The following is a 25,939-nucleotide window of genomic DNA, read 5'->3' as shown; positions in this document are numbered from 1 at the left end:
ATGAATTTAATTCATATTAAGTAAATTTATCATTAACAAAACTAATTCAGAGGGGATCCAAATGAAAAAATTAACATTAATCGCGGTTGCCGTTTTTGCCGCACTTAACACCGCTCACGCGTCTATCAATCTAGACACAGGCGCAAGCGCAACGGGTGAAAACAGCGTCGCCATCGGCACGTATGCCAATGCAAACGGAAGCCAAGCCGTCGCAATTGGCAACTATACAAAATCAAAAGGTTATCGTGCTGTTGCTATTGGCGATCATACGGTCGTCAACGGTTCGACATCCGTCGGCATTGTCGCGCAAGTGGACGGCAATGCCACAGTTAGCATTTTAGGCACATCAAAAGGCGACTTAAACACCGTGATCGGCAACAGTGCCAAAGCGCAGGCTAACTACGCGACGGCGGTTGGCGTACAAAGTAAAGTGACCGCCGACACAGGCACGGCAATCGGCGACGGCGCAAGCGTGAGCGCATACAGCGGCACGTCCGTCGGCACATTAGCCAACACCACCGCCCGCATGGCGACCGCAATCGGACGCGGTGCAACCGCAAACGACGCGTATGCCGTGGCAATCGGCAGTAATAGCGCAACCGCCCAAGCCGTCGGCACAGCGGGCGCAACCGTGGGCAATATTAGTTATAGCGGCTTTGCAGGCGCGAAACCCGTCGCGACGGTATCCGTCGGCAACGCAGACACAAAACGCACATTAACCAACCTTGCCGCAGGCAGAATCACAGCCGACAGCACGGACGGCATTAACGGAAGCCAGTTATTCGCCGTTGCGGGGCAGGTATCGACCAACGCCGACAACATCGAAGCCAATAAAAGCCAAATCCGCGCCAACGCGAACCAAATCAACACCAATCAGCGCGCCATCAGTGCCACCAGTGCAAAAGCAGAACGCAACGCGCAAGCCATCGCCCGCACAAATGAGCGCTTAAACGCAGGCTTAGCAAACACAAATCAGCGCATTGATAACGTGGCGAAAGACGTCGCGAAAAACCGCAAACGCGCTTCCGCCGGAACGGCGTCCGCGCTTGCCGTTGCAAATATCCCACACGCCACCCATAGCGGGAGATCTGCTATTGGCGCAGGTATAGGCACATACGCAGGGCAACACGCCGCCGCCATCCGCTATTCACACATGAGCGAAAACACGAAATGGATTAGTAGCTTGTCTGTGTCTTTCGGCACTCAAAACGAAGTGGGCGCAGGCGCGGGAATCACTTATCAATATTAATCAGCACGCCGCACGATAAAAAGTGCGGCTAATCATTAGGGCAGATCATGAATCAAGCAATCTTAAAACAAGAATCCGCGCCGGAAGCGGCGCCGGTGATTGCACAAAGTGCGGTAAAAAAATACCGCGCTTTTGCCGATTCTGATCGCAAAACCGAATTACAACTTGAGCTATTCGACACCGTGCCGAATAGCTATAGCTATGTTGAGAAAGTCATAGCCCAACTGCCGCGCGAGCGTCAGCGCGAGCATTTCCGAAAACTTTATTTAAAACAATATCACAGCATTAAAGACGATGGCTCCATAGCGTTTCAGGCGGGCAACGTGCAACAACGCGCCGCGAACTTATGGCTACGCGAAACGCTAAATATTCGTTTAAAAAAGGTTTTCAGCCGTTACAAAATCAACGTTTCATTTCTTCATGCGTTTAAATCCTCACCGAACTGGTTGCTTGATTTAAAAACCGAAATCGCACAGCAACAGCGTTTTGTTACCGTGCCGACCCGCGCCGAACACGCGGGCAATCATTTAACCCAAAAAACGACCGCACTTTTTGACAAGTACGGCAAGAAACAGGCGCAGGACGCCAATTTTCCGTTTTATTTATTGACCGAAGCGAAATTAAAAAGCATGGCGTATGAGTTGGCATACGCATTTCAGCTTAAGCAACAGGATTTTATCGAGGTGTACGCAAAAGACGGCAAGCAATACGACAAAGTGCAATCCGATAGCATCATCATGAAGCTATATAAACAATGCGGGCTAGCCTGTGAAGCCATCGGGTTTGAGATCCCGCATTGGGCGCGCTATTGCGAAGATAAAAAAATCAAGATGGAGCGCATCGACGTCGCACTATGCAAAGTTGCCGATGAAAAATATTGGTTTTACACGATGAAAACCACGCAAAAGCGCATTATTGAGCATATCGCCATTGCGTGCGGCGAAGTGCGCAAACAGGCAAATAGTTATGTGTCATATCAAGGCTTCATCAACTGGCAAAACCAAATCAAGAAAAATTACGACTATCTAAAAGCGATGATCGTCGAAAACGTGGATAACCCGGAAGAACAAGCCGAACTATTTGATATGTTTTTGAAATCATCGTCTAACCCCGCTTTGCGCCGTCAAGAAATGATGTTGCGCTTGCGCGGTTTGGAAGAGTGGGCGGAAGAAAACGGCAACGAAGCCCTATTTTTAACACTTACTGCACCATCGTCATTTCATGCTACCCACAGCCACGGCGAGAACAATAAAAAATGGCAGGGCAACAGCCCGCGCGAAACGCAAGCCTACTTAAACACCGTCTGGCAACAATACCGCGCGTTATTAGCCAAACGCGACATCAAAATGTACGGAATGCGCGTCGCTGAACCGCATCACGACGCAACGCCGCACTGGCATTTATTGGTTTACGTCAAATCCGAACACAAAGCGGAAGCCATCAGATTATTCAAAATTAAAGCGCTGGAAATCGACGGCGACGAACAGGGCGCAAAAAAACACCGTTGTAAAGTGGAAGAATGCGACAAATCGAAAGGCAGTGCCACCGCTTACATCGCGAAATACATTTCGAAAAACATCGACGGCTTTGCGCTGAAAGATGAAAAATCCGACGAAAACCCGAATCTTTCCTTGCGTGATAACGCGAAACGCGTGCGCGCATGGGCGAGCCTGTGGGGCATCCGTCAATTCCAATTTTACGGCGGCGCGTCTGTGTCCGTTTGGCGTGAATTACGCCGTTTAGTTGCCGGGCAATGTGACGACGAGCTGATCGAAAAAGCGCGAATCTGTGCCGATACGCCGTGCTTTGCGAGCTATTTGCAAATCCAAGGCGGCGCCTTGGCAAGCCGTAAAGATCAAGCCATCAAATTAGATTATGAACAAACAAAGGAAAATCGCTTCGGCGAAATGCAAAAGAAAATTAAGGGGGTAAAAAATGTAATCAGTTTTAAATCAGTCATTAGCCGGATCAAGAAATGGACGATTAAAAAGCGCCCAACCGAGCGGGGCGAGGCTAATAAAAAAGCGGGCATCGCCCGCCTTGGACTTGTGTCAGTAACTGTAACCGCCGAAAAACGGGCGGAACTGACAAAAAAAATAAAATCATTGTTGGAGCCGACGCATTTTAGACCGCAACCGGAACAAATTGATTATTTAATAAACAATAATAAGTTAGTTTTAGACCGGATAAGAAGCATCGAAATCATCAACGATGAACCGATTATGACAATCAAGCGCGAACCCCTGATTTTAGACCAAATCGGAGAACCGTCGCATTTGTCGAATTTGAGAAATTTAAGCATAAGCTAGGGGAAATATGGAATTTTATATTGATGAATTAGCCCAATTTGTTTTGATTGAGCGAAAAGAATTAAACGAATTTTTATTAGCGTTGTTTCGCCGGGGATTAAAATCAAAAAATTATCAAGTGGGAAGAAGCGTCGTTTTAATTAAGAAATATTGGCATTGTTTAGATAACACAACAAAAAAACAAATTAAAGGTGAATTAAAGGCGTGGTTAGCATTTTGTGAAAACAATACGCAACATAATAAACAGCACTACTTCATATCTTTTCAAAAATTGAATCAGTGGGTAACAGAAAATGATTAAATCCAACACACCAAAAAACATAAAAGACTTATGGGCTACGCCATTATGGGGATTTCACTATGCCGAATTTTATTGGCAAATCCGCTTTGATTTAGACACTTGCGCATTGCCGCATAATGCCAAAGTGAAAAACTTTATCAGTCCGGAACAAGACACCCTCAAAACTGACTGGAACGGGAAATATTGCTGGATGAATCCGCCATATAGTAACCCGTTGCCCTTTGTGTTGCGCGCCATACAACAAAGCGTGCTACACAATAAAACCGTGGTTATGTTGCTGAATGTGGATACCTCTACAAAATGGTTTGATATGTGCATCCGTAACGCGAAAGAAATCGTGTATATCACCAACGGACGGATCCCGTTTATCAATAGCGACACCGGAAAAGAAACCGACCAAAACAACAAGCCGCAAATGTTGGTATTGTTTGAGCCGAAAACCCCTTACGGGTGTTTGAAATCCTCTTATGTGTCATTGCATGAGATGAAAGAAAAAGGTGTGCAACAAATGGAGTTAAAAGCGGCATGATTTACCAACCCTTTAAACACATCCCGCCCTATCGCAAGGGAGGTTATGACTTGCCACCGTTGCCGGATAAAAATAAAAAAGATGAAAAAAATAACCCCAATAACTCTAAAATGCTTGCAATTTAATTTTTCGGAGTTATAATAACCCCAACTAAAACAAAAGAGGTTAAAAAAGGTGGATAGTGAAACGGTAATAAAAAAACTCAAAAAAGACGGTTGGTTTCTTGTGGCAACAAAAGGCAGTCATCATCAGTTCAAACATGAAACCAAAGCGGGACGGGTTACAGTCCCGCACCCGCGAAAGGATTTACCGATAAAAACAGTAAATTCAATATTAAAACAAGCGGGGCTTAAATAAGCCCCCTTGATTAAAGATATAAAAATAGATTAAAGTTTTAATTTATAACGGAGATATATAATGCTATACCCAGTCGGAATCGAAAAAGGCGATCAGGATCACGCTTACGGCGTGATTGTGCCAGATATACCCGGTTGTTTTTCAGCGGGCGATACCTTAGAGGAAGCCTTTAGAAACGCACAAGAAGCAATTGCATTTCACATCGAAGGATTAATTGAAGACGGTGAGGAAGTGCCACTGCCAAGCGATTTAGAAAGCTATGTCGGAAATGAAGAAGAATATGCAGGTTTTACTTTTGCGCTTGTCGATGTAGATTTAACGCAATTAATGGGCAAAGCGGAAAAAATCAACGTGACACTGCCTAAATTATTAATTAGCCGCATTGATCGTTATGTGGCAAGTCATCCGGAATATAAAAACCGCAGTAACTTTTTGGCGAAAGCCGCTACAAATGCACTATTAACCGCATAAAAAAAGCCGCTATTACGCGGCTTTTTCTTCATTCAATAATTTCCTGATTTTGTCTTTGTCGTCTTCCGAAAGTTGGCTTAATGTCAGTGCTAAAAGCTGATCTTTTGTCATTAAACTGGACGATGTAGAGTGACTAAATTCGAGATTCATGACAAATTTATGACGGCAAGCGGGATTTCGACAATCGCAATACAACCGACTAAATTCACTGTGGATCCGTTCAGTACGTCTGATAACTGCTTTTTGTTTACAGATTTTGCAATAAATATCTGTTGTTCTTGCCATTTTGTCATTGATTCCCCTTGTTATTATGTGGGATAAATTTTATCAAAGATCTGTATATAAATACATATCACCACCCAATTTTTAAGCAACATTTTTTAAACATTTTCCGCGCTTTTGAACTTGACTTTCAGCCCCGCGCCGATTTCCGGATCGTTGTTGATGGTTTCGGCGATAATCTCTTGTAATGGCTGAATTTCGTCGTTTTGATACGTTTCGCGATATTTCAGCGGGTCGCCCAGTCCGCCCGTGTTGGTCGGGATAATGCCGCCTAAGCCGGGCGGGAATCGGTGGGCGGTTAGCACGTCTTGCGCCGAAATGTTTTTAATGTTGGCAAATTCGTCTTTCGTGCCAGTGTCGCCAATCGGGATCACTTTCAACCCGTCCGGGTGTCCGCCCGCAATGTTGACAAACATGGATTTAAAGTTTCCGACGCCCTTCGAATCAGCGATCTTTTTAGCGATCTCGTCTTCCATTTCCTCCGTCAAGTCGGGGTCGGTCGAATACAAAATAAAGCCCATGTGCGCGCCGTTGCTAAAATAACGACGGCGAAACACGGTGGCGTCAGAATTGAGTAACGCCGATTGAATGCCGCCCACGTAGTCGGGGGAGCCGTAAATTTGTTGCATCGGGTCGTATAACTTAATAAAAATAATGTCTTTTTCCGCGTATTCGTAGATTTCTTGCGCCGAATCGTACAGGCTTTTTTTCATCAAATAGGAATAACCACCGTCGCGTTTACGGCGCAAATAAAGGGACGAAAGCACGTGCAGGCGCACCACTTGCCCAAAGCCGTTGCGGATTTTTAACAGCCCCACGTCGCCGAACTGAATCAGATTAAGGCATAGCGCGCGCATATCCATGCGGGAGAGGGCTTTTCCGCCCAAATAGCCCGCGCTAACCATGTTCGAACGACTATGCAAAATGCCGCCGTGTTGCGCGTTTTGATGCGGCAAACGGGCGAGCGCATAGCGATTAATCGGCGGCATATAGCAGTTATATTGTGTATCGTAACTGACCCCCATATAGTCCAGCGCAGGCGCGGGACTAATGGAAAAAGTGCGGTCGTGAATCGGAATGATGGAAAAACTTTTGGCATCAGGATTTTTCGGTTTTTGGCTTGCTTTTTTCATTTAGTTTATTCTCCATCCGCGCCCTTGTCGGCGTGGTTTGTCGGTTAAAGATTTGCGATTAATCGCGTTGCAGATTGCAAAAAATACATCGGCGTGTTGCGTTTTTACGGTGCGTTCGGCGGTAAATGTCATCGTATTGCCTGATTTTGTGGATTGGTGCTTAATCATCAAAAAACTAGGCACAATGTCGAGTTCATTTTGATCCCATTGCAGGCGGTTATGCTCAACCAAATCATGCACTTTTAGCACCATTTCGGATTTACTATCGGGGTTATAGACGATTGGCGTCGCCGCACGCCGCGCAAATTCTTTGATGTTTTCATACACCGCAAGCCCGACCCCTGTCGCGTCTATGCCGATGTAAGTCATATTGTATTTTTCAAACAGTTGCTTAATTTGATTCGCTTGATAACGATAAGATAAGCCGTTCCACTGATACCGCGCCAACACGCGATAAATTTCGCCTTCAATAGCGGGCGGAGCGACGATAACAAAACTTGCGCCGTCCCCTGTTTGCGCCGGGTCATACCCGCCCCATACTTCACGATTGCCAAACGGGCGATCGGCTTTGGGGTCAAAATCTTTCCATTTTGTAGCGTCCACGCTACATTTTAGCAGTTCTTTGATAGTGAAAATGGAATCCGCGTCGTCTATCCATACACACATATAAAGCTGATTAAACGCGTATTTGTTATAGCGCAGTTTCAGTTTTTCGATATTAAAGAGGGTATCCGCGCCGCCTTTTAGTGCGTCTTCGATTGTCACGACGTATCGCCACTGCCCATCCGGGCACAACCGCCCGCCGTCGCGCATTTCGTCGAATGTCGGGAAAATCACGTTTTTACGTTTCGGATCGCCTTCTTTCCAGCTTTCGCCCGACCAGAACGCATAAGATTCATGAAATTTAGACGATGGCGTAGTAAAGTACGTTTCCCGCCATTTCGCGTGCGTTGCCATCGCCGACGCCACATCATTGAAACGTTGAAAATCCCGTAACCATGCGTATTCGTCGCCGTAAACGTGCCCGCTATTACCTTGCGAAGTGTTTTTGTTGGTCGATAAAAAATGCAGTTCCGCGCCGTTGCTCAAAATGATCGGATTGCCTTTTAACTCAACGTTAAAGTATTGCCGAGCCATTTTGATGATGTACGTTTTAAAGATTTCCGCTTGGCGTTTCGACGCAGACAAAAAGATCTGATTGTCGCCCGTGAAAATCGCGTCTTCCAAGGCTTCAAAGCTGAAATAATAGGTTGCCCCGATCTGGCGCGATTTTAAAAGATTGCGGATGTCGTGGTGCTTGTTGTTGCGCAAGTGCTTTTGATAGCCGAACAGACTATCGATAAACGGCTGACACATTTCGGGCGTGATGTGCGAAATGTCATTTTTTACGTTGCCTTTACGCTTGCGTTCCTGCCCGTCGCCGCTGTCGGCAAATCCGCCGGAACCGCCAGCCGAAACGTCGCGCATTTCGACCGCACTTTTCGCCTTGGCAACCGTCGCCGCCCGTTGCTTTTTATATTGCAGATCTTTATCGATCAGGGCTTCCAGTTCCTTGATTTCCTGATCGCTTTTATTTTCCCGTTCCGTCAGCGTAATAATGCGCACCGTGATCAATTCTTCGATCCCGCTTTCGCTGACCAAATTGCGCCATTGATATTTTTCCGCCCAATAATAAACGGGGCGTGCACTGTTCAGCCCCAATTCCGCCGCAATCTCTTTCGGCGTGTACTGTTTCAAATACAAAAATTTTGCCGCATAGATCACTTCGTCGTCATAGCGTTTTGTTTTTCTAATTCTTAGCTTTGATTCCGTCATGTTTGCCTTATGTGTTGTTGTTTTTGGCGTATTTTGTCAGTTAAAAACAACGATTTAACCCACACAAAAAGAGATATGGACGGATATACAGGATTTCCGCGCTATATCCGAATATATCCAATTTCAGGTGCGTGATTTTTGCGATTTTTTGCATAAAACTAGCCGCAATTAATTAACCACAGGCATTTTTTAACAATGAAAAATAGCAAACTCAGAACAGATTTTATTTGTATCGCCACTTCGGGGCACACGGTGGACGGTCGCCAGATCACGCCGCAAGAATTGCACGAAATGGCGGATACCTACGATCGCGAATACTATGCCGCGTTGTTATGGTTCGATCATGATCGTAGTTGGATGAGCATGGGCGAAGTGTTGGAATTGGAAGCAAGAGAAGAAGGCGGCGAAACGAAACTTTACGCTGTCATCGCACCTAACGCCCGCTTAATTGATATGAATACTTATGGCATGGGGCTATTTTCGAGCGTCGAAATTATGCCGAATTTCCGCAATACCGGAAAATGCTATTTATTCGGCTTGGGTATTACCGACACCCCGGCAAGCGTTGGCACAACCAAACTAGAGCTATTTAGCAACAACCTACCAAAAACCGCACAGGCAGGCGAATTTGTCAAATTCGATTTTGCATTGAGCGACACCGAGAACGCAGAAGAAAAAGCGAAAAACACACTATTCGCCGCGTTTAAACAATTCTTTTCTTTTTCCGCCGAGGGCAAACCCGCGCCGGAAGAAACCCCGAAATCCGATAACAACAATAACAAAGAGGAAACCACAATGACCAATGAGCAGTTTTCACAACTGATCGGCGCATTCAACAGTTTGAGTACGAAAATTGAAAGCCATTTTTCCGCCCAAACTAAACCTGAAGGCGTGCCGGAAGAACCGAAAGAGCCAAAAGAAGGTGAAACCGTAACGGCAGAAAAATTTAATCAATTACAAGCTGATTTCAATGCACTGAAAGAACAATTCAGCGCATTAACAAAAGAAGCGACCTCGATTCCGAACGGTTTACCCGCCGCCGACGGTTCGCATGAGTTTAAATTAACTAAAGGTATTTAATTCTATGGATATGCAGAAATATTACGCATTCGCCGCTGCCGTTGCTAGTTATTACAAAGTTCCGGTTGAATCTGTTTTACGCGGTGAAAGTTTTAGCCTTGAGCCGCCGCAAGCATCAGAACTTGGCGACAACATCCAACAACGCTCAGAGTTTCTGAAACAAATTAATATGTTCCAAGTGACCGACATTAAAGGCAAAAAATTACTTGGTGCAAATGAAAAAGGCATTACCGGACGGAAAAAACAAGGTCGTTATTTGGCAACATTAAGCCACGACCAATTCGGCTATGAATTAAACGAAACCGATTCGGGCGTTTTGATCCCATGGGAAATGTTTGACAATTTTGCCCGCCACAAAGACGGCTTAGAAATCCTGTACGCAGAATTTGTGCAAACGCAAATTGCACTAGATATTTTGCAAATCGGCTGGCACGGTCAATCCGTGGCGGAAGACACCGTGAAAGCAGACTTATCCGACGTAAACAAAGGTTGGTTAAAACTGTTAGCCGAACAAAAATCCGAAAACTTTTTAACCCAAGGCGCAACCACGGGCAAAATTAAAATTTTCGGCGATGGTGCGGACTATGCCAGCTTAGACGATCTGGCGTATGACTTGAAACAAGGCTTACATCAACGCCACCGAGATCGAAATGATTTGGTGTTCTTAGTGGGTGCGGACTTGGTAAGCAAAGAAACCAAGCTGATCCAAAAACAACACGGACTAACCCCAACCGAAAAAGCGGCGTTAGGTTCCCATAACTTAATGGGATCTTTCGGCGGCATGAACGCCATTACCCCGCCGAACTTCCCGGCACGCGGTGCAGTTGTCACCACGCTGAAAAATTTAAGTGTATATACACAAACAAAAAGCGTGCGTCGCTCATTGCGAAACGATGAAGACAAAAAAGGTATCGTCAATTCCTACTATCGACAAGAAGGCTACGTCATTGAAGATTTAGGATTGATGACGGCAATCGATCACAGCAAAGTGAAGCTGGATAAAGAGGCTTAATCAAAATGGGAATGCGTGAATTTCAGGCGCAAATGCGGGCGTTACAGCAAATCGAAAAAAGTGCGGTCGATTCGGCGGCACAATCCGCGACCGTGCAACAGCACGGCACGGATTACGACGTGCTTTGCATCGCATTGACTAATGACGTCAACAAAGTGCGCGCGTTCCCAAATTTTGAGCAAAAAGCGGAATACAAACGCAACGTATTTTTGCCGAAATGGTTGCCGTTTGTTGATGACTATCTGGCAAAAGGAATCGTATATCAGAATGATTATTTGGCTTATTGCATTATTTATTCTTTCGATGTCGGTGATTTTGATACTGCCCTTAGATTGGCTGATCTTGCTATCAAGCAGAACCAATCGCTTCCGGAGCGTTTTAAATCTACGTTACCGACTTTCGTCGCTAATCAAATTTATGATTGGACGGACAAAACAGCAAGTGCAGGCTATTCAGTCGAACCCTATTTTTCGCAAACTTTGCAAAACGTGGCGACCCAGTGGCAACTTCACGAAGCCGTTACGGCGAAATGGCTGAAATTAGCCGCCGCATTACTGTTACGAAACAAACAAGGGAAAGTCCATGCAGCGAGCATGGACGACCCCGAACGCTTGGAATTAGCGGTGAAATTGTGTAACCGCGCATTCCAGCTTAACCCGAAAGCGGGTGTTAAATCGCTCATTGAGCGGTGTCAAATGCGCCTTGCGAAATTATACAAGGACGCAGGAACGGATTCCCCCCTAGAGGTCGGTCTTAGCTTGGAAACGCAGGAAATTGATTTTTCGCTAGTCGTTGAAAAACTTCGTGCCGACCCTCTTTCCGCAAATTCGGAAAGCAAGAACGGGGGCGCGAATGTTTAACGGCAGAACGCAAGAATATGACGACACGACGATCAGCAATAGCGGCTTTTGGTCTGATATTGAGATCGCCGAGTTTCAAAAGCAACGGGCGATCCCGTTGCAGATACCGAACGAAATGCTGAAATCGGTATTAATCGCCGCCATGCAGGGCGTGAATATCGACTTGCAAGGCGTAGAACAAGACTACAAAGGACAAGGCATTAACCGCGCGGCGGACATCAGCACCGACCGCATAAACGGCGAAAATTACGCGGAAACACTGTATAAAAAAGCAGTATTTGCGCGCGCCAAAGCCGAGTTATTGCCGGAATTCAACGTGCTTTCGAGCCGTGAAATTCACACTAACCGCGAATATGCGGACGAACAAAAGAGCCTGTTAGCGGAAGCAACCCACGCGATTCGCACGCTAAAAGGCAAGCGACGGGGATCGGTATGGCTAATCTAAAGCGAAAAATGCTTTATCAACAGTTGACTGATTTTCTCTTGGGTAAACTGCCGAAACGCTACCAAGCTAATTTCGAATCTTGGATTGAAAACGGGAAATTGATTAATCAAGGAAAACAGGTCACGGACGAAGGCGTAGAAATTGCGCATATCAGTTACGACGCCGTGCTGTTTTTTAACGAATTCCCGTTTGTGGAAATCCGCCCTGATTATTTAATGGCATGGGTGCAAATCTGGCTTAACGATAACGACCTAATGCGCGACGTATTGGATCAGTATGAAACAGATTTTGACATTGAAATGATCAGCGACGAACTGGCGGATCTCACGTTTACCATCGCGTTTCAAGAGCCGCTCACCGCCGTCAAAGATTCGGCGGGACGGTTGGAAATCGACGGCGCAAGCTACCGCTTGGACGAAATCGAAATTCTGACCGCACAGGAAATTGAGATCGAAACGGACGTAATCAATGACCCAAATAGCATTTCAGCCCAAATCTGACAGCGTGGCGCGCGTTAAGCGCACGTTGATGTATTTGCGGTTAAGTCCGCAACAGCGTCAAAAAGTCATGCAAAAGGTTTTATGGCGGCTGAAAGACGGCGCGAAAAAGAACGTCAGTGCCCAACGCACACCGGACGGCAAAGCGTGGCAACCACGCAAGCGGCAAGAAAAATCCGCGCGAAAAAATAAAATGCTGAAATATCGCGCGAAATACCTGAATTCAAAAGTTGAGAATCAAGGCAATTCGGGGCGATTACACTACGCCGACCGCGCAGGCGGCGAAATCGGGGCAGTGCATCAAAAAGGCTTAACCGTGCCCACCGGGCAAACGGCAAAAGAAAAAGCCGCATTAAAAAAACTACTTGAACAAAACAAACAGCCCGCAACAGCCAAACAGGCGAAGCGGTTGAAAGAATTGGGCTACACCGAAGCCACCGCAAAGCGCGGTAAAAATGGCAGGTTGAAGCGCAAAAGAGCCACAAGCAAAAGCATTCGATCCACGATGTCACAGGGGCAAGCGGGATTAATCATCAGAATGCTTGAGAAAAAGCAAGGCATTAACACGCGCCGAGGGTTGAAGTCGTACAAAATGGCGGCGCGTCCGTTCTTGGACGAAAGCGAACAACGCAACGCCGAGATCGTCACCAAAGAACTATTAAAAGTCTTTGAAAACGGAATCCGTCAACAATAACAAAAATAAACGAGGATTTATCAATGGCATTTCCATCAGTCCAAATTAACGCCCTCAATCTTTTGAGCGGCGAAACGAAAGAAATCGAGCGCTTGGCGTTATTCGTCGGCGTAGGCACGGAAAACGTCGGAAAACTAACCGCACTTACACCGGACAGCGATTTAGATAAAGTTTTCGGCACTGCCGACAGCTCACTAAAAAAACACGTCAAAGCGGCAATGTTAAACGCCGGACAAAACTGGTTCGCTTATGCGTACATCGCAAGCCAGGATGATTATGATTTTCCAAAAGTCGTTCTGGAAGCCAATCGCACCGCGTCTTTTGAATATTGTGTCAATACCTATACGACAGGCATCGACAAAGAAAAAATCAATAAATTACAGCAAACTTACGCCGAACTTTTGGCGAAGTTGGGACGCAGAACATTTTTTATCCAAGCCATTGAACCGATTAACACCGACCAATCGGACGGCGAAACATGGGATCAGTACGTGGCGAAATTAACCACGTTACAACAAACCCTAGTCGCCGAACACGTCATGTTAGTGCCGTCATTGTTCGGCAACGAAGCGGGCGTTATTGCGGGGCGCTTGGCGAATCGTGCGGTCACCATCGCGGATTCCCCGTGCCGCGTACAAACCGGTGCATTGTTGGATTTAGGCAGTGCGGAAAAACCGAAAGACAAAGACGGCGCGGAAATCACACTGGCGCACTTGAAAGCGTTAGAAATGGCGCGTTACTCCGTTCCGATGTGGTATCCCGATTATGACGGCTATTATTGGGCGGACGGTCGCACATTAGACGCCGAAGGCGGTGATTACCAAGTGATCGAATATGTGCGAATCGTTGACAAAGCCGCGCGCCGAATCCGCTTGCAAGCCATCGCAAAAATCGGCGATCGGTCGTTTAACTCAACAAGCGCAAGCACAGAATATCACAAGACTTATTTCACGGCGGTTTTACGCGAAATGAGCAAATCGGCGACCATCGCGGGCAAAACTTTCCCGGGCGAATGTATGCCGCCGAAAGAGGGCGATATTGAAATCGTTTGGAAATCAAAAACCAAAGTGGCGATTTACATCAAAGTTCGCCCGTACGATTGCCCGAAAGAAATCACCGTGAACATTTTCTTAGATTTGGAAACCTTGGGAGATTAATCAATGAGCACAGAAAGAATCAGCGGAATGTCGTTCGACTTTTATATGTTGGGCGAGCCGATCCACGCGGAAAGCGTCAGTTTAAGCATTACCGACAATTCCGCCGTGGCACAAACACGCGGAATCCCTGACGGTTGGGTATCTGGCGACGTGATGGCAGAAGGTGAAATCGAACTGGATTCCAAAAACTTCGCGAAATTATCCGAAGTCGCCGCATCGGCGGGCAGTTACCGCGACATCCCGGAAACGGATTTCGTGTACTTTGCCCAACGCGGCGGCGTGCGCGACAAAGTGGAATCTTTCGGCAATAAACTGATTTTGACCGATATTATCAACATCGATCCGAAAGGCGGTGCGAAAGCCACGAAAAAAATCAAATATTTCGTAACGTCCCCGGATTTCGTCAAGATTAACGGCGTGCCGTACTTGTCCGCAAGCGACACCCGCGATCTTATCGGTTAGCGGTTTTAGAGGAGCGACCGCCGATAACAATAATAATAAAGTGCGGTCGTTTTTCTAACTATTTTTCAAGGAATCATTATGTTTCACAGATTGCAAGAATCCGTGCCGTTTATCGGTTCTGTGGTCGCGTTTTTTTCGGGGTTGGCGTTGAGCGATTGGGCAAGCCTTGCAGGTATTTTATTCGGCGCGATCTCCGTCGTGATCACCTACAAAAAATATAAAAAAGAAATGGAAGTGAAAGAGCGCGAAATTATCGCAAAAGAACGCGAAGCAAGCTATCGAATGTTGATGGCAAAAATCGACGCAGTCAAACACGGAGTGCCCGTCAATGAGCTTGCGTAAAAAGATGATTTATTGTGCCGTGGGCGCGGTGATTGCGTTGTATGTGTCACAGCAAGCCCCAGAGGGCTTAGAAACCCGCACCAGTGAAAAGGGCGTGGCATTGGTCACAAACGCCGAAAATTGTGCATTGACCCCGTACAAATGCGCGGCGGACAAATGGACGAACGGCGTCGGCAATACGCACGGCGTAGATCCAAATAAAAAAATCACCATGGAACAAGTGGTGCTTGATTTACGGCGTAACCTGAAAACCGCCGAAACCTGTGTAAATAGGTATTTTAAAGGCGCGAAGCTGAATCAAAACCAGTTCGACGCAATGACGTCGTTAGTGTTTAACATCGGGTGCGAAAACGCCCGCACGTTTTACAGCCAAGCGAAAGGAAAACGCGTGCCGACCACGCTTTATAAGTTAGCGCAAGCGGAACAGTTTAACTTGATGTGTTTACGCATCGGGGATTTTAACCGCGCAGGCGGCAGGGTATTAAAAGGCTTGGTCGTCCGTCGCGAACAAGAACGCCGCTTATGCCTTGGTTTGGAGGATAAATAATGCCTTATATCATCGCCGTTTTATTGGGCTTGTTGTGGGTCGTAATGGGCTTTTCGCAACATTACAAAAACGAGTTGCAAGCCAAATCCGCCGAGTTAGTCAGTGTCAGCCAAGCCAACGCGCGAAATGTGGCAATGTTGGCGAATTACCAGTTACAAGCCGCCGCATTATCGGCGCAACTGAACGAATTAAACGAATTGGCGCAAAGTCGTCAAGCACAATTAGACGAGGTTTTAACACATGAACAAAATCAAACTTGGACTAGTCAGCGCGTGCCTGATGACATTAATCGCCTGTTCGAACAACGCAACGCCGCCCCCGGCAAAAGTGCGGTTAATTTGCCCGCAAACAACCGAATGCAAGGCAATCAAAACCCGCACACGCACTAACGGGCAATTAGTACAAAGTTTAAATAACGCGTTGGATATGATTGATATTTGCTTAATCGCACAGCAATCGACGCAAAAATGCATTACCGATTTTAACAACCAGTAGAAACAATAAGGAAACTACAAAATGACCGAAAAAAACACCGCTCAATCATTACTTGAAAAATTGACCGCAGGCGCGAAAAGCACCGTCACCATTGAAATTCAAGGTGCTGAATTTACATTCACAAAAGACGCCGCCGCATACGATTCGATGATTAACGAAATCGAATCAGGCAACAAAATCACGCCGATCAAAGATTATTTATTGGCAATCGTTGAGCGCGCCCAACGTGATGAATTATTAAGCATCATCAACGTTCCGGGGCTTGCGCTAAAAATTGCCGGAACCGTCAATAAAGTGTTGGTGCCGGAAATCGAAATCACTGTAAAAAACTAACGTCGCGGGTAGAAGCAATCAAGCGCAACGGCTTATCACAAGCTATTGCGCTTCGAATGCACTACTTACCGCACGACGACAACAGCGAGATCAATCTTGCCCGCGCTATCTGGTTAAATAACCAGTATTTTGAGAATTTAGCCGACGCCGTGGCAAGCGGCATCGCAAAATGTTTTTAACCTTTCTTTTTTGAGTTTTACGCATGGCAGTTCAGGGACTTGAGTATATCATCAGCCTTACGGATCAAATTTCCGCGCCCCTTAAGGGCGTCATGAAGTCTATTGATGACTTGGGCAACCGTGGCGAAAAAGCCATGCGCAAAATTACTTTCGGCGCGGCGGGTGTCGTTGCCGCCGGCGCGTCACTCAAAGCCGCATTAGATCCCGCCATTGACTTTAACCGCGCTTTAAACGAAATCAAAGCCACGGGCAGAGAAGAAGCGGGGCTAAACAAAATCACCGATTTCGCCCTAGATTTTAGCGCAACTTACGGCGGCGCCGCGACAGATGTCGTCAATTCCACAAACGAGATCGCCCGCGCAATCGACGGGCTGACCGACAGCGAGCTAATCGCATTTTCTAAGAGTTCGAATATTCTTGCCAAAGCCACCGGTTCCGACGTCAAAGCCATGGGTTCGTATATTTCCCAGTTATACGGCATTTTTGGCGATGAAGCCGCGAAAATCGGGAAAGAAAAGTGGGTCGAACAAATCGCCGCACAAGCCACCGTCACCGCGAATAAATTCAAATCATCGGGCGAATCCCTGATGCAGGCTTACACTAATTTGGGATCGTCAGCAACAGCACACGGGATTAAATCCGCCGAGCAATTAGCCGTAATCGGCAACTTGCAAAATGTGTTCGAGGGCGGACTTGCGGGGACAAAATACGCCGCATTCCTAAAAACAGCCGTCAAAGCGCAAGATAAATTAGGGCTTTCATTCCTGGATTCACAAGGGAAAATGCTTCCGGTTGTGAATATTCTGGAAAAAATAAAAGGCAAGTACGGCGACTTAAAAGGCAAGTCGAAAGCATTGAAAGAATTACAAGATGCCTTCGGTACAAAAGACGCGGTAGAAATGATTTCTACACTTTTACCTAAACTAGATACGTTAAAAACCGATATTGATGAAATAGACGGAATGAAATCCCTTGATGAAGCCATGGCAATTTCAAAAACCGTGACGGATTCTTGGATGCGCTTCCAGTCGATTTTCCAAAATATCAAAATCGCCATCGGCACACAGATTCTTGCAAAACTTGAACCGATTACGAACCGGATCGCCGATATGGGGCAAGAGTTCGTGAAATGGCTTCGCACTTATAAAAACATTGCAAGATGGATCGGCTATGTGGTGGGCGCATTGCTTGGCTTTACGGGGCTGACTGCCGCGATCACATTAATGAGCGGCGTTATTGCCGCAATCGGTATCGCCTTTAGTGCGATCTTGGGTCCTATCGGCGCCGTGGTGGCGTTAATTGTGGGGCTTGGCGTGTTGATTTACAAATTCCGCGCGCAGGTTGCCGATTTCGTCGGCGGCTTTATCGCGGGATTTAAAGCCGTGGGCGTGTCGTTCGATCCGCTATTTAACGCATTTAACCTTGTTTGGGGTGCGATCAAAAAAGTGGGCGAGGCAATCGGGCGCATTATCGCGTTATTCACGGGCGCATCAACTTCCGCATATAGTTTCCAACAATTCGGCGTTGATCTTGGCGTGGCGGTGTCCACGGCGATGAATTTAATTATCGGCGTCATTGAGTTAATCGCGACACAGATCGCCAATGTGGCAGATATTTTTGTTAGCGTCGCGGATATTCTGATTAGCACATGGCAAGGCGTGGTTCAAGGGTGGCAAAACGGCGACCCCGTGCAGATTTTCGGCGCCCTGTTCGGCGGTTTACTGGATATTTTTAACACTGTGACGGGCGGAATCAAAAAAATGTTTATTGATATGCTCAACTGGTTAATTACCCAAGCGAACAAAATCAGCGGCTTAATCGGCATTGAGATCCCGCTTATCGCGACCATGCAAACACCGCAAGGCGGAAGCCTAGGCGGAATGCAGGGTGTCGCGGGCATTGCAGGCGCGGCGATGTCATTGCCGAATCTGGCGAATGGCGCGACCGCCCAACCGCAAAGCGGGCAAATTTTACAATTGCCGCAATCGGCACAACCAAAACTAACGCAAATGCAACCCGGCACAATAAGCAAAACCGTTTCGCAAAATCAAACCACCGATAAATCTCTGAAGATTTACGGTGGAATCACGATTAACGCTAACGATCCGCAACAGTTCGAACAGTATTTGCGCGATAAACAACAACTGGCGGCGGGGTGATAAATGGCTGAAAAACGGTATTTGGATCTGTGGATTAATGGCGAGGATTTAACACTGGATAGCGGCAATCAGCCGATGATCTGTGATAACCGCGTTTCCATCGCGCAGGACATCAAGCACGCCATTTTAGAAAGCGGCTTGGCGACGTTGTTGATCGCTGAAAGAAGCCGCATTTTACGGCGCGATATTATTTTGCAAATCGTGTTACTGGTAGAAGAAGACGAACGACTGATTCCCGGCACGATTTTTATTGATGACGAAAGTCAGGGGCGGTTACGTTTGACCGCCGAAACTTACGATTTCGGCAAAATTGACAACATGGGGATCCAATTAAATGGCTGAAGATTTTAAACAAATGCTGGCTGAAACGGGCTTGCCTGTGGAAGAAGTGCAGATCCGTCAAAAATTCGAGGAATTAACCGCGCAAGAAAACCTTGTTACCAATACATCCAAAATGTCGCCGTTTTGGCGACTGATCACCGCGATTGCGGTTAAACCCGTGAAATGGCTTACGGATCATTTAATCGGCGAAATCTTGCCGAATCTGTTTGTAAAAACCGCAAAAGAAAAGTGGTTACAGCTTCACGCGTGGGCAGTGGGCATCGATTTTAAACAAGCCACTAAAGCGGAAGGCGTGATCCACTTCACGAAAGAAAGCGAACTTACCGAATTAACGATCAAAGCGGGAACCGTGGTGCAAACTGAACGCATTAACGACGTGATTTTTCGACTGATTGTGACGCAAGATACGCCGATTCCGAAAGGCACGCTTTCCGCCCCTGTGCCCGTGATTGCGGAAAATGCGGGCGCGGATTATAACTTGGCGGCGGGCTATTACCGCATTTTACCGGAAAACATCGCGGGCGTGCGATCCGTTGAAAACAAAGACGACTGGCTGACCGCCCCGGGTTCCGACCGAGAAAGCAACGAAGAATTACGCGAACGCTATCGCACCCAGTTTTCCAGTGTTGGGCAACATCACATTGACAGCGTTTACAAAGGGATGATCGCCAAAGTGGCGGGCTTATCCGTTGACCGCATTTATTTTAAACATGACGCCCCGCGTGGACCGGGCACAGCCAACGCGTATTTATTACTTGACACAGGCGTGACCAGTCAGCCCTTTATCGACAAAGTGAATCATTACGTACAAACCGAGGGCAACCACGGGCACGGCGATGATTTGATCTGCTTTGCGATGCCGGAAACGCAACACGTGATCACGTGCGGTGTGTATTTCCGCCCGTCGCAAGCCATCGGCGACACGCGCAAGGCGGAAATCGTGCTGGCAGTGGAAAATATGATTCGGTGTGCATTCCGCGAAAACAATAATTACAGCGTGACGAAAACCTACCCGTTCAGCCGTTTCTCTTGGTCGAAATTGGGCGAGGAAATCCACGACCGATTCAATGAGATTGATTCGATTGTTTGGGGGCAGACGGATATTCAAAGTGATCTTTCTATTCCGCGCATTTCGCGCTTAACCGTGAGCGTGCAACGATGATCATTAAATTACCGTTTTGGATGGATAAGGGCGAGCTTGCGAAAATCGCCGCCTTGTTCGGCAAGTGGTGGGACTACGTACAAAGTGCGGTCAAATTTCCGTTTGAAATTTTAGACGAAGAAAAATGCAGTGAGCGCATTTTGAATTTGATTGCGTATCAGCGCGACGTCGAACGGTTCGAAAATGAGCCGTTGGAGCTTTTCCGCAAGCGCGTCAAATATGCCTTTATCAACGCCAAGGACGCCGGAAGCAAAGCGGGGTTTATTCGTATTTTTGATCGTTTAGGCATTGGCTATGTGGAGTTGGAAGAACGTTTCGATTTAGAAAATTGGGACGTGATCAAAATCAGGTTAACCGACAAGCAACTGGCGAAAAATATCGACTTACTGAATTTAATTATCCGCAAATATGGGCGCACTTGTCGCCGCTATACGTTCGACGTGATCACGGCGGAAACAGTGACAATTCACCACGGCGAATTTGAGCACGACTATCAAAGTTTTTATATCAAATACCAATAATGACAATTAAAAAGGTGTTTTATGGCAAGTTTAATCACTCCGCAATTTGAACAATACATCGCACAGCAAACAGCCGCGAAAAGCACGGTCGTTTTTGATGAATTTGTTTTTGCAAATATCCCCGGCTTGACTGCCGATAACTTAAAAAATCATTTAACCATGCCGCAGGCGGCGCACATTGTGCACCGTCAGGCAGTGTCACAAAGCGGCGTCATTAATGAAAATGCCGTGGTGTATTCCGTCACCATTGGAACGGAAGTCGGCGATTTTGATTTTAATTTTATTGGCTTGGTGAACAAGTCGAAAAATATGCTTGCCGTGGCAATCCAGACGACGCCAGTCAAAAAAACACGCAACAAAAACAACGTGCAGGGCAACAGCATCACGCGCAACGTGTTACTGGAGTTTACGGGCGCGAAAGCCTTGACAAATATCAATGTGACCGCGCAAACGTGGCAGATTGATTTTACCGTGCGTTTGCACGGAATCGACGAAAAGATCCGCTTAACCAACCGTGATTTATACGGGCGCGCGGTGTTTTTTGATGACAGCTTTTTAGTTAAAAGAAAAAGCGGCAATGATTACACCATTGAACCGGGTGTGGCGTATGTTGAGGGTGTGCGCGCCAATATGACCGCACTTGAAACAATCAATGCCGCAAATTTGCCGTGCTCAATTTATTTAGACGTGGTGCATCATTGCACCGTCACGGGCGCGTATGAAACCGAACTCAAATTTTTAAAAGTCAGCAAAGCGGACTACACGGACACCGCAAACCGCCCGCACTATGTGCAAATTTTGGCGGACATTGACCGCAACGGCGTCGTAACCGACCGCCGATTGTTGTCGCCGTTTTTGGGCATCAACCCGCTAGACTTGGACGACACCACGCCGAACAAAGCCGACAAGCGCGGACATACGCACCGTTTGCCGTTGGCGAGCCTGATTAAACGCGGGATCGCTAAATTGTATTCCGGTTATGATTCTGACTCCGAGGACTTAGCCGCCACGCCGAAGGCAATCAAAACCCTGAAAGCCTTTATCGACGCGATCACGCGGAATCTGACAAATTACATTCCGAACAGCAAAAAATCGAACGCAATCGACAGCAACAGCGCGGACGACGTAGCGACCAGTGTGGCGGTGAAGACGGCGTATGACAAGGGCGTCGAAGCAAAAAACGCCGCTGATAAAGCGCAAAATACCGCAGAAGAGGCAAATAACAACGCAAACAGAAAAGTATCAAAATCAGGCGACTGGATGACTGGCGATCTTGTCGCGCCTCACTTTAGAGCTGAAAGAAATCATGCAAATTTAGCGGTGAAAAGCAAATCATATCACGCGTCATCAGTCGATTTTATTAATTGGGACGGTTCTCACCCGCAAGTAACACTTGAAGCGGTTGATGTGGGAGGATATGCCGACGAACTAAGAATCTGGACGACCCCCCCGGGTACAACATACGCACAAGATCGAAGAGAACACACATTTACACTTACGCATGGCGGCGAGATATGGACTAAAGGGTATGGTTGGATAAGAGATTTCTTCCATCACGGGGGGAAAGATTACGTTTTTGTAAAAGAGGGAGACAATAATTTAGCGGGGATAAACATAAACAGAAATGACGGGAAATTAGCTCGCTTTGAACTATTTAACAAACAATGGAAATTTTGGATCGAGGATAAATACGAAATCTGGATGCAAGATAGAGCTGGCGTAATTGCATTTTTAGACGATGTGCGCAATGAAAAATTAATTTGGATGGGTGCACAAAACGGATTAACAATAGACGCGGGAACGAATAGCGGGATAATGGTTGTTATGTATATGTATCGCGGCAGACTTTTAACTAGCACCATATCAATCGCCCACTGTAACGGCTCATTTATAGGAGGGATTGAATATGGCGGCGAAAACGCGGACAAAGACTATTCTGCCGTATCGTACGTTACGCGCAACGGGACGCATATTACATTTGAACGGGGTATTGAGATTCGCAAAGTGATTTTATTGGGAGGTTAAAAATGAAGGTATTTTTTAAAAAAGAAAACACAAACGAATATGTAATTTATCCGGAACCAGAAGATAAAGACGCATATCATGAAATCGACGTTGCGGACGACGTAGATTTAGACACTAAGCGGCTAGTTGAGAAAAACGGCAAGATGACGCTTGTTGAAGCACCCGAAAACGAGTTTTACACGTGGAACGGGCAACGCTGGACGCTTTTAAAGAAAAACCAGACCGCACTTTTAGCCGAGCAACGCGCCATCATCCGCGCCAAAATCAACGCCAAGCGTGATCAATGTGTTAACGGAGGAACATACGTCGCCGCCATTGGCAAATGGGTAGATAGCGACGAAAAGGGGCGCGCGACGTTAGTCGAAATCAAAGCGGATTTTGACTTAAACGGCAAAGACAACACTTACACGCTAATTTGTGCCGACAACAGCGCAAAAACTATTAATTTTGAAGAATTTAAGGCGGTGTGGGACGCGGTGAAAACATTAAAAGAAAAGATGTTTGAAAACGCCTATATGCACAAAGTCTTATTAGAGCAAGCGGAAGACCCGATGAATTATGATTGGTCAATCGGTTGGGCGCAAACATACGCTGAAGCCATAAGCGAGGACGCGGAAAAATGACCGAAATCATACCACGAATAAGAAATCTAGTCATGCCGCGCGGGAATGACGTAGATGTAACCGCGCGAGTTAGATACCGCAACGGTACGCCGTATGATTTAACCGGGTGCAAGTTGCTATTTGTCGTCAAGCGCAACCAATCCGACGCGGAGCCGTTGCTAAAACTAACCACCGAAAACGGCGGGATTATGATTTATGACGGCAATTTAGCAAAAATACCAATCACCCGCGCAATGACGCGGGAAATCCCGAAAATTGTTGCCGAATACAATTTGCACTTAATCACGGCGGACAACAAATTTAAAACGGTATTGCAAGGCGCGATTGAGTTTGACCCAATCATAGAGTGAGGGGAGTATGAGCGAATGTATTGATATAGATATTATCATAGACGCCCAGATAATCGTTGACGTCGAAATCGGGCGACAGCTGATCATCAACGAAGAAATAAAAATAGCAGAAAGCCTGCCCGATTTAGTGGCGTTTTGGCTCGAAAATGGAACAAAATAATGAAAACATCGAAAGAACTAATCGAAAAAGCCTTTGAACAGCTAGCGCAACACGCTTTTGAAACGCGCAAGCTGATCGGCGACTTGTCGCAATTAGACACAGGCACAAAATCAAACCTAGTTGCCGCGCTGAATGAAATTCTGACCGCACCACAAAGCGCGGGCGTGGATAAAAATGAAGTCGGCAAAATCATCGATGAAAAATTAAAAGCGTGGATTAACGGCGCACCGGAAGAACTCGACTCATTGCAGGAAGTCGCGGCAGAAATTAAAAAAATCCTCGCCGAACTCTCAAAAGACGACTTAGCCAGTCAAGCGATTTTAACTAAACTTGCAGGCTTGCAGTCTGCCGTTGACGCATTGGATTTTTCCGCGTTGCCGGAACGCATTACGAAAATTTTAAGCACGGGAACGGCAGAATGACGCACCCAATACAACAAGCAATCGAAGCAGTGGCGCAGGAAGTGCATAAAATAAAAGAAACCCTGCCGAGCAATGACAAAAAACAATCGGAAATCGGCGCAGTCCCGTTTTCGTTGATTGATTTTACCAACGGCTACCCGTTCACCCGCGCAGAAATACCATTCAAAACCAACTTCCCGAATGAAAAAATTCTGGTGCGGTTGCACCCGATTTTTAACGCACTAACGCAAACATCATTTGTGTTTAATATTTACGACCTCACGCGCACAGGATTTAAAATCCGTATGAACGTCAAAAACGTGGCGAATAAAGGACTTTTGAAAGAGCTATATTACGAAGCAATTTACATCGGAGAATCAAGCAATGATTAAAAAAACAAAACTGAAAACATGGGGCTATCATGTGGTGATTGCCATCGACCAGCTTTTTAATGCACTGATCGGCGGTGCGGCGGACGAAACCCTTTCAAGCCGCACATATCGCGGCGCAATGTTAGTCCCGCACCCGCGCAAGCGTTGGCGCGTGTTATATCGGCTGATTAACGGGTTATTCTTTGATCGCAATCACTGCCGAGAAGCATACGAAAGCGAAGTGACGCGCAGACAATACCCGCAGGAATTTTCACAAATTTAATCGGGGCGGCTATGTGGAAAAAACAATTATTAAAACTCTCCCCGCAAGCCAAAAAAACACTTGATGACGCACAAAGGGGGATCATTTCCCCTTTTTCGCTATCTGTTTCCGGCACAAAAATCGGGGTGCATAACTGGACCCACGGCATCGAAGAAAAATCAAACCGCTATTTATCTCCGGAAAACGCCGTTAAAGCGTTAGCGGCAAAGCTGATCGACTACGGCGACCCGAACCGCCCGCGCGGAATGCAGGACGTGATCGCGATCATGGTGACAAGCCCGAGCATCGAACAATTTATTGCGGATTTAGATAAAGTGCGGGTGCTTTTGCCCGAGCCGTGTTTTAAACAGGCTTATGATTACGCAAAATCAAGTAAGGACTTACAACAAACCAAGATGACGAAAACCCCGACTATCGCAAGCCCCGCTTTTGGCAATGGCGCGGACATTACACCGGGATCGGGGCGCATTATGCAATCGGTGCTTCGTAATGCCATTGCGGGCGCCAATGCGATTAAAACGGGCGACCCGTCCGCCGTGATTAAAAATCTTTTAAAAATGAAAGCGGAGCGAGAAGCGGAAAATAAAAAACTGGTTGATACATTGCTAAAAACCGTCGTGACGGTGCAGGCGTTTTCCGCAAGCGATCTACTGGAGATCGCCGAAACAAAAATAAAAATCAACGTGCCGAGTGCGCAAAACGTGTTCACGGCTTGCGTGATGTACATCGGAAGCGACCTGAGCGCAATAAAAGGGATGCTAAATGACTGAAAAAAGCCAAATGGAAAAACAATTCGAAAAAGATATGCAGGCATGGCGGGAACTTGAACGACAACAGCAAGAGCGCGAGCGCCAACAGCAGGAGCAGGAAAACAAACGCAATCCAAGCGTGCAACTAGCTTTGAACGGCACGCCGATTTATCCAACGTGCCGTAAAACTCCGTCCTTCAGGGCGGAGATATAAGGCACAAACGGCGTAAGCCGTTTCAAACCT

The 25,939-nt window shown here is 46.7% G+C and carries 38 protein-coding genes; 34 read left to right on the top strand and 4 right to left on the bottom strand.

Annotated features, from left to right (window positions below; translation table 11 throughout):
- Positions 1-61 precede the first annotated feature (61 nt).
- The 7 genes from DK430_RS11845 to DK430_RS11820 are packed head-to-tail and all read left to right on the top strand — an operon-like array spanning position 62 to position 5,216.
- Positions 62-1,249 carry a YadA family autotransporter adhesin gene (locus DK430_RS11845; protein WP_109079267.1) on the top strand — a complete coding sequence of 396 codons (1,188 nt, stop codon included), beginning with the start codon at positions 62-64 and terminating at the stop codon, positions 1,247-1,249.
- A gap of 47 nt (positions 1,250-1,296) precedes the next feature.
- Complete coding sequence (locus DK430_RS11840) at positions 1,297-3,558, top strand: replication endonuclease (protein WP_239496818.1); 2,262 nt, start codon at positions 1,297-1,299, stop codon at positions 3,556-3,558.
- Between the two features lie 7 nt (positions 3,559-3,565).
- A complete protein-coding gene (locus DK430_RS11835; protein ID WP_109079266.1) occupies positions 3,566-3,859 on the top strand; it encodes a hypothetical protein in 294 nt (97 codons plus the stop codon).
- Positions 3,852-4,388 carry a phage N-6-adenine-methyltransferase gene (locus tag DK430_RS11830; protein WP_109079265.1) on the top strand — a complete coding sequence of 179 codons (537 nt, stop codon included), beginning with the start codon at positions 3,852-3,854 and terminating at the stop codon, positions 4,386-4,388. Before DK430_RS11835 ends, DK430_RS11830 begins: the two co-directional genes overlap by 8 nt.
- The gene (locus DK430_RS13430) at positions 4,385-4,513 is read left to right on the top strand and encodes a hypothetical protein (RefSeq protein WP_275425152.1); all 129 of its coding nucleotides are present in this window, start codon (positions 4,385-4,387) and stop codon (positions 4,511-4,513) included. Before DK430_RS11830 ends, DK430_RS13430 begins: the two co-directional genes overlap by 4 nt.
- A 49-nt stretch (positions 4,514-4,562) precedes the next feature.
- A complete protein-coding gene (locus tag DK430_RS11825) occupies positions 4,563-4,745 on the top strand; it encodes a type II toxin-antitoxin system HicA family toxin (protein WP_109079264.1) in 183 nt (60 codons plus the stop codon).
- 60 nt (positions 4,746-4,805) lie between these two features.
- Entirely contained in the window at positions 4,806-5,216 is a 411-nt protein-coding gene (locus DK430_RS11820; RefSeq protein ID WP_109079263.1) for a type II toxin-antitoxin system HicB family antitoxin, read from the top strand.
- A gap of 12 nt (positions 5,217-5,228) precedes the next feature.
- Here the strand turns inward: DK430_RS11820 and DK430_RS11815 are convergent, their stop codons facing one another.
- From DK430_RS11815 to DK430_RS11805, 4 genes are all read right to left on the bottom strand, one after another.
- Positions 5,229-5,432: an ogr/Delta-like zinc finger family protein gene (locus DK430_RS11815; RefSeq protein WP_239496819.1), complete on the bottom strand. Its 204-nt coding sequence runs from the start codon at positions 5,430-5,432 to the stop codon at positions 5,229-5,231.
- A complete protein-coding gene (locus DK430_RS13385) occupies positions 5,363-5,509 on the bottom strand; it encodes a hypothetical protein (protein WP_239496820.1) in 147 nt (48 codons plus the stop codon). Before DK430_RS13385 ends, DK430_RS11815 begins: the two co-directional genes overlap by 70 nt.
- An 87-nt stretch (positions 5,510-5,596) precedes the next feature.
- Complete coding sequence (locus tag DK430_RS11810; RefSeq protein WP_109079261.1) at positions 5,597-6,631, bottom strand: phage portal protein; 1,035 nt, start codon at positions 6,629-6,631, stop codon at positions 5,597-5,599.
- On the bottom strand, positions 6,632-8,446 hold the full coding sequence (locus DK430_RS11805) for a terminase large subunit domain-containing protein (protein ID WP_109079260.1): 1,815 nt from the start codon (positions 8,444-8,446) through the stop codon (positions 6,632-6,634).
- A 195-nt stretch (positions 8,447-8,641) separates the two neighbouring features.
- Between DK430_RS11805 and DK430_RS11800 the strand changes: the two genes are divergently transcribed.
- From DK430_RS11800 to DK430_RS11685, 27 genes are all read left to right on the top strand, one after another.
- Positions 8,642-9,526 carry a GPO family capsid scaffolding protein gene (locus DK430_RS11800; RefSeq protein WP_109079259.1) on the top strand — a complete coding sequence of 295 codons (885 nt, stop codon included), beginning with the start codon at positions 8,642-8,644 and terminating at the stop codon, positions 9,524-9,526.
- Between the two features lie 4 nt (positions 9,527-9,530).
- Positions 9,531-10,538 (top strand): phage major capsid protein, P2 family, encoded by a 1,008-nt coding sequence (locus DK430_RS11795; protein WP_109079258.1) that lies wholly within the window; start codon positions 9,531-9,533, stop codon positions 10,536-10,538.
- 5 nt (positions 10,539-10,543) lie between these two features.
- Positions 10,544-11,398: a phage terminase small subunit gene (locus DK430_RS11790; RefSeq protein ID WP_109079257.1), complete on the top strand. Its 855-nt coding sequence runs from the start codon at positions 10,544-10,546 to the stop codon at positions 11,396-11,398.
- On the top strand, positions 11,391-11,843 hold the full coding sequence (locus DK430_RS11785) for a head completion/stabilization protein (RefSeq protein WP_109079256.1): 453 nt from the start codon (positions 11,391-11,393) through the stop codon (positions 11,841-11,843). Before DK430_RS11790 ends, DK430_RS11785 begins: the two co-directional genes overlap by 8 nt.
- Complete coding sequence (locus tag DK430_RS11780; protein WP_109079255.1) at positions 11,831-12,343, top strand: phage tail protein; 513 nt, start codon at positions 11,831-11,833, stop codon at positions 12,341-12,343. The genes DK430_RS11785 and DK430_RS11780 overlap by 13 nt, the downstream gene beginning before the upstream one ends.
- Positions 12,312-13,034 carry a phage virion morphogenesis protein gene (locus DK430_RS11775; protein ID WP_109079254.1) on the top strand — a complete coding sequence of 241 codons (723 nt, stop codon included), beginning with the start codon at positions 12,312-12,314 and terminating at the stop codon, positions 13,032-13,034. Before DK430_RS11780 ends, DK430_RS11775 begins: the two co-directional genes overlap by 32 nt.
- Before the next feature lie 23 nt (positions 13,035-13,057).
- Positions 13,058-14,191, top strand: coding sequence for a DUF2586 domain-containing protein (locus DK430_RS11770; RefSeq protein ID WP_109079253.1), 1,134 nt, complete (start codon positions 13,058-13,060; stop codon positions 14,189-14,191).
- A 3-nt stretch (positions 14,192-14,194) separates the two neighbouring features.
- Positions 14,195-14,653: a phage protein gene (locus DK430_RS11765; RefSeq protein WP_109079252.1), complete on the top strand. Its 459-nt coding sequence runs from the start codon at positions 14,195-14,197 to the stop codon at positions 14,651-14,653.
- Positions 14,654-14,731: 78 nt separating this feature from the next.
- Positions 14,732-14,995, top strand: coding sequence for an HP1 family phage holin (locus tag DK430_RS11760; RefSeq protein ID WP_109079251.1), 264 nt, complete (start codon positions 14,732-14,734; stop codon positions 14,993-14,995).
- On the top strand, positions 14,982-15,542 hold the full coding sequence (locus DK430_RS11755) for a lysozyme (RefSeq protein WP_204352545.1): 561 nt from the start codon (positions 14,982-14,984) through the stop codon (positions 15,540-15,542). Before DK430_RS11760 ends, DK430_RS11755 begins: the two co-directional genes overlap by 14 nt.
- Positions 15,542-15,931 (top strand): hypothetical protein, encoded by a 390-nt coding sequence (locus DK430_RS11750; RefSeq protein WP_109079250.1) that lies wholly within the window; start codon positions 15,542-15,544, stop codon positions 15,929-15,931. Before DK430_RS11755 ends, DK430_RS11750 begins: the two co-directional genes overlap by 1 nt.
- Entirely contained in the window at positions 15,831-16,037 is a 207-nt protein-coding gene (lysC, locus tag DK430_RS13475) for an Rz1-like lysis system protein LysC (protein ID WP_429696975.1), read from the top strand. Before DK430_RS11750 ends, lysC begins: the two co-directional genes overlap by 101 nt.
- 21 nt (positions 16,038-16,058) lie before the next feature.
- Positions 16,059-16,370, top strand: a complete 312-nt coding sequence (locus DK430_RS11745; RefSeq protein ID WP_109079249.1) for a putative phage tail assembly chaperone — start codon at positions 16,059-16,061, stop codon at positions 16,368-16,370.
- 56 nt (positions 16,371-16,426) lie between these two features.
- Positions 16,427-16,549 carry a DUF6890 family protein gene (locus tag DK430_RS13425; RefSeq protein WP_275425151.1) on the top strand — a complete coding sequence of 41 codons (123 nt, stop codon included), beginning with the start codon at positions 16,427-16,429 and terminating at the stop codon, positions 16,547-16,549.
- Positions 16,550-16,572: 23 nt separating this feature from the next.
- Positions 16,573-18,708 (top strand): phage tail tape measure protein, encoded by a 2,136-nt coding sequence (locus tag DK430_RS11740; RefSeq protein WP_109079248.1) that lies wholly within the window; start codon positions 16,573-16,575, stop codon positions 18,706-18,708.
- Positions 18,709-18,711: 3 nt separating this feature from the next.
- A complete protein-coding gene (locus tag DK430_RS11735) occupies positions 18,712-19,050 on the top strand; it encodes a DUF2590 family protein (RefSeq protein WP_109079247.1) in 339 nt (112 codons plus the stop codon).
- The gene (locus DK430_RS11730; RefSeq protein ID WP_109079246.1) at positions 19,043-20,212 is read left to right on the top strand and encodes a baseplate J/gp47 family protein; all 1,170 of its coding nucleotides are present in this window, start codon (positions 19,043-19,045) and stop codon (positions 20,210-20,212) included. The genes DK430_RS11735 and DK430_RS11730 overlap by 8 nt, the downstream gene beginning before the upstream one ends.
- Positions 20,209-20,733 (top strand): phage tail protein, encoded by a 525-nt coding sequence (locus tag DK430_RS11725; RefSeq protein WP_109079245.1) that lies wholly within the window; start codon positions 20,209-20,211, stop codon positions 20,731-20,733. The genes DK430_RS11730 and DK430_RS11725 overlap by 4 nt, the downstream gene beginning before the upstream one ends.
- Positions 20,734-20,754: 21 nt before the next feature.
- Complete coding sequence (locus DK430_RS11720) at positions 20,755-22,758, top strand: phage tail-collar fiber domain-containing protein (RefSeq protein WP_109079244.1); 2,004 nt, start codon at positions 20,755-20,757, stop codon at positions 22,756-22,758.
- Positions 22,759-22,760: 2 nt separating this feature from the next.
- Entirely contained in the window at positions 22,761-23,381 is a 621-nt protein-coding gene (locus DK430_RS11715; protein ID WP_109079243.1) for a DUF4376 domain-containing protein, read from the top strand.
- Positions 23,378-23,731 carry a hypothetical protein gene (locus DK430_RS11710; protein ID WP_162616848.1) on the top strand — a complete coding sequence of 118 codons (354 nt, stop codon included), beginning with the start codon at positions 23,378-23,380 and terminating at the stop codon, positions 23,729-23,731. The genes DK430_RS11715 and DK430_RS11710 overlap by 4 nt, the downstream gene beginning before the upstream one ends.
- 7 nt (positions 23,732-23,738) lie before the next feature.
- Positions 23,739-23,891 (top strand): hypothetical protein, encoded by a 153-nt coding sequence (locus tag DK430_RS13240; RefSeq protein WP_162616847.1) that lies wholly within the window; start codon positions 23,739-23,741, stop codon positions 23,889-23,891.
- Complete coding sequence (locus DK430_RS11705; protein ID WP_109079241.1) at positions 23,891-24,313, top strand: hypothetical protein; 423 nt, start codon at positions 23,891-23,893, stop codon at positions 24,311-24,313. The genes DK430_RS13240 and DK430_RS11705 overlap by 1 nt, the downstream gene beginning before the upstream one ends.
- Positions 24,310-24,684 carry a hypothetical protein gene (locus DK430_RS11700; protein WP_109079240.1) on the top strand — a complete coding sequence of 125 codons (375 nt, stop codon included), beginning with the start codon at positions 24,310-24,312 and terminating at the stop codon, positions 24,682-24,684. The genes DK430_RS11705 and DK430_RS11700 overlap by 4 nt, the downstream gene beginning before the upstream one ends.
- Complete coding sequence (locus tag DK430_RS11695; protein ID WP_109079239.1) at positions 24,677-24,946, top strand: DNA helicase UvrD; 270 nt, start codon at positions 24,677-24,679, stop codon at positions 24,944-24,946. The genes DK430_RS11700 and DK430_RS11695 overlap by 8 nt, the downstream gene beginning before the upstream one ends.
- 11 nt (positions 24,947-24,957) lie before the next feature.
- Entirely contained in the window at positions 24,958-25,716 is a 759-nt protein-coding gene (locus DK430_RS11690; protein WP_109079238.1) for a hypothetical protein, read from the top strand.
- Entirely contained in the window at positions 25,709-25,909 is a 201-nt protein-coding gene (locus tag DK430_RS11685) for a hypothetical protein (RefSeq protein ID WP_109079237.1), read from the top strand. Before DK430_RS11690 ends, DK430_RS11685 begins: the two co-directional genes overlap by 8 nt.
- The last annotated feature ends 30 nt before the right edge of the window (positions 25,910-25,939 follow it).

Source organism: Aggregatibacter kilianii (genome assembly GCF_003129965.1).
GTDB classification, from domain to species: domain Bacteria; phylum Pseudomonadota; class Gammaproteobacteria; order Enterobacterales; family Pasteurellaceae; genus Aggregatibacter; species Aggregatibacter kilianii_A.
Note: the sequence above shows the minus strand (reverse complement) of the source record. Positions and strands in the feature narration are given on the sequence as shown.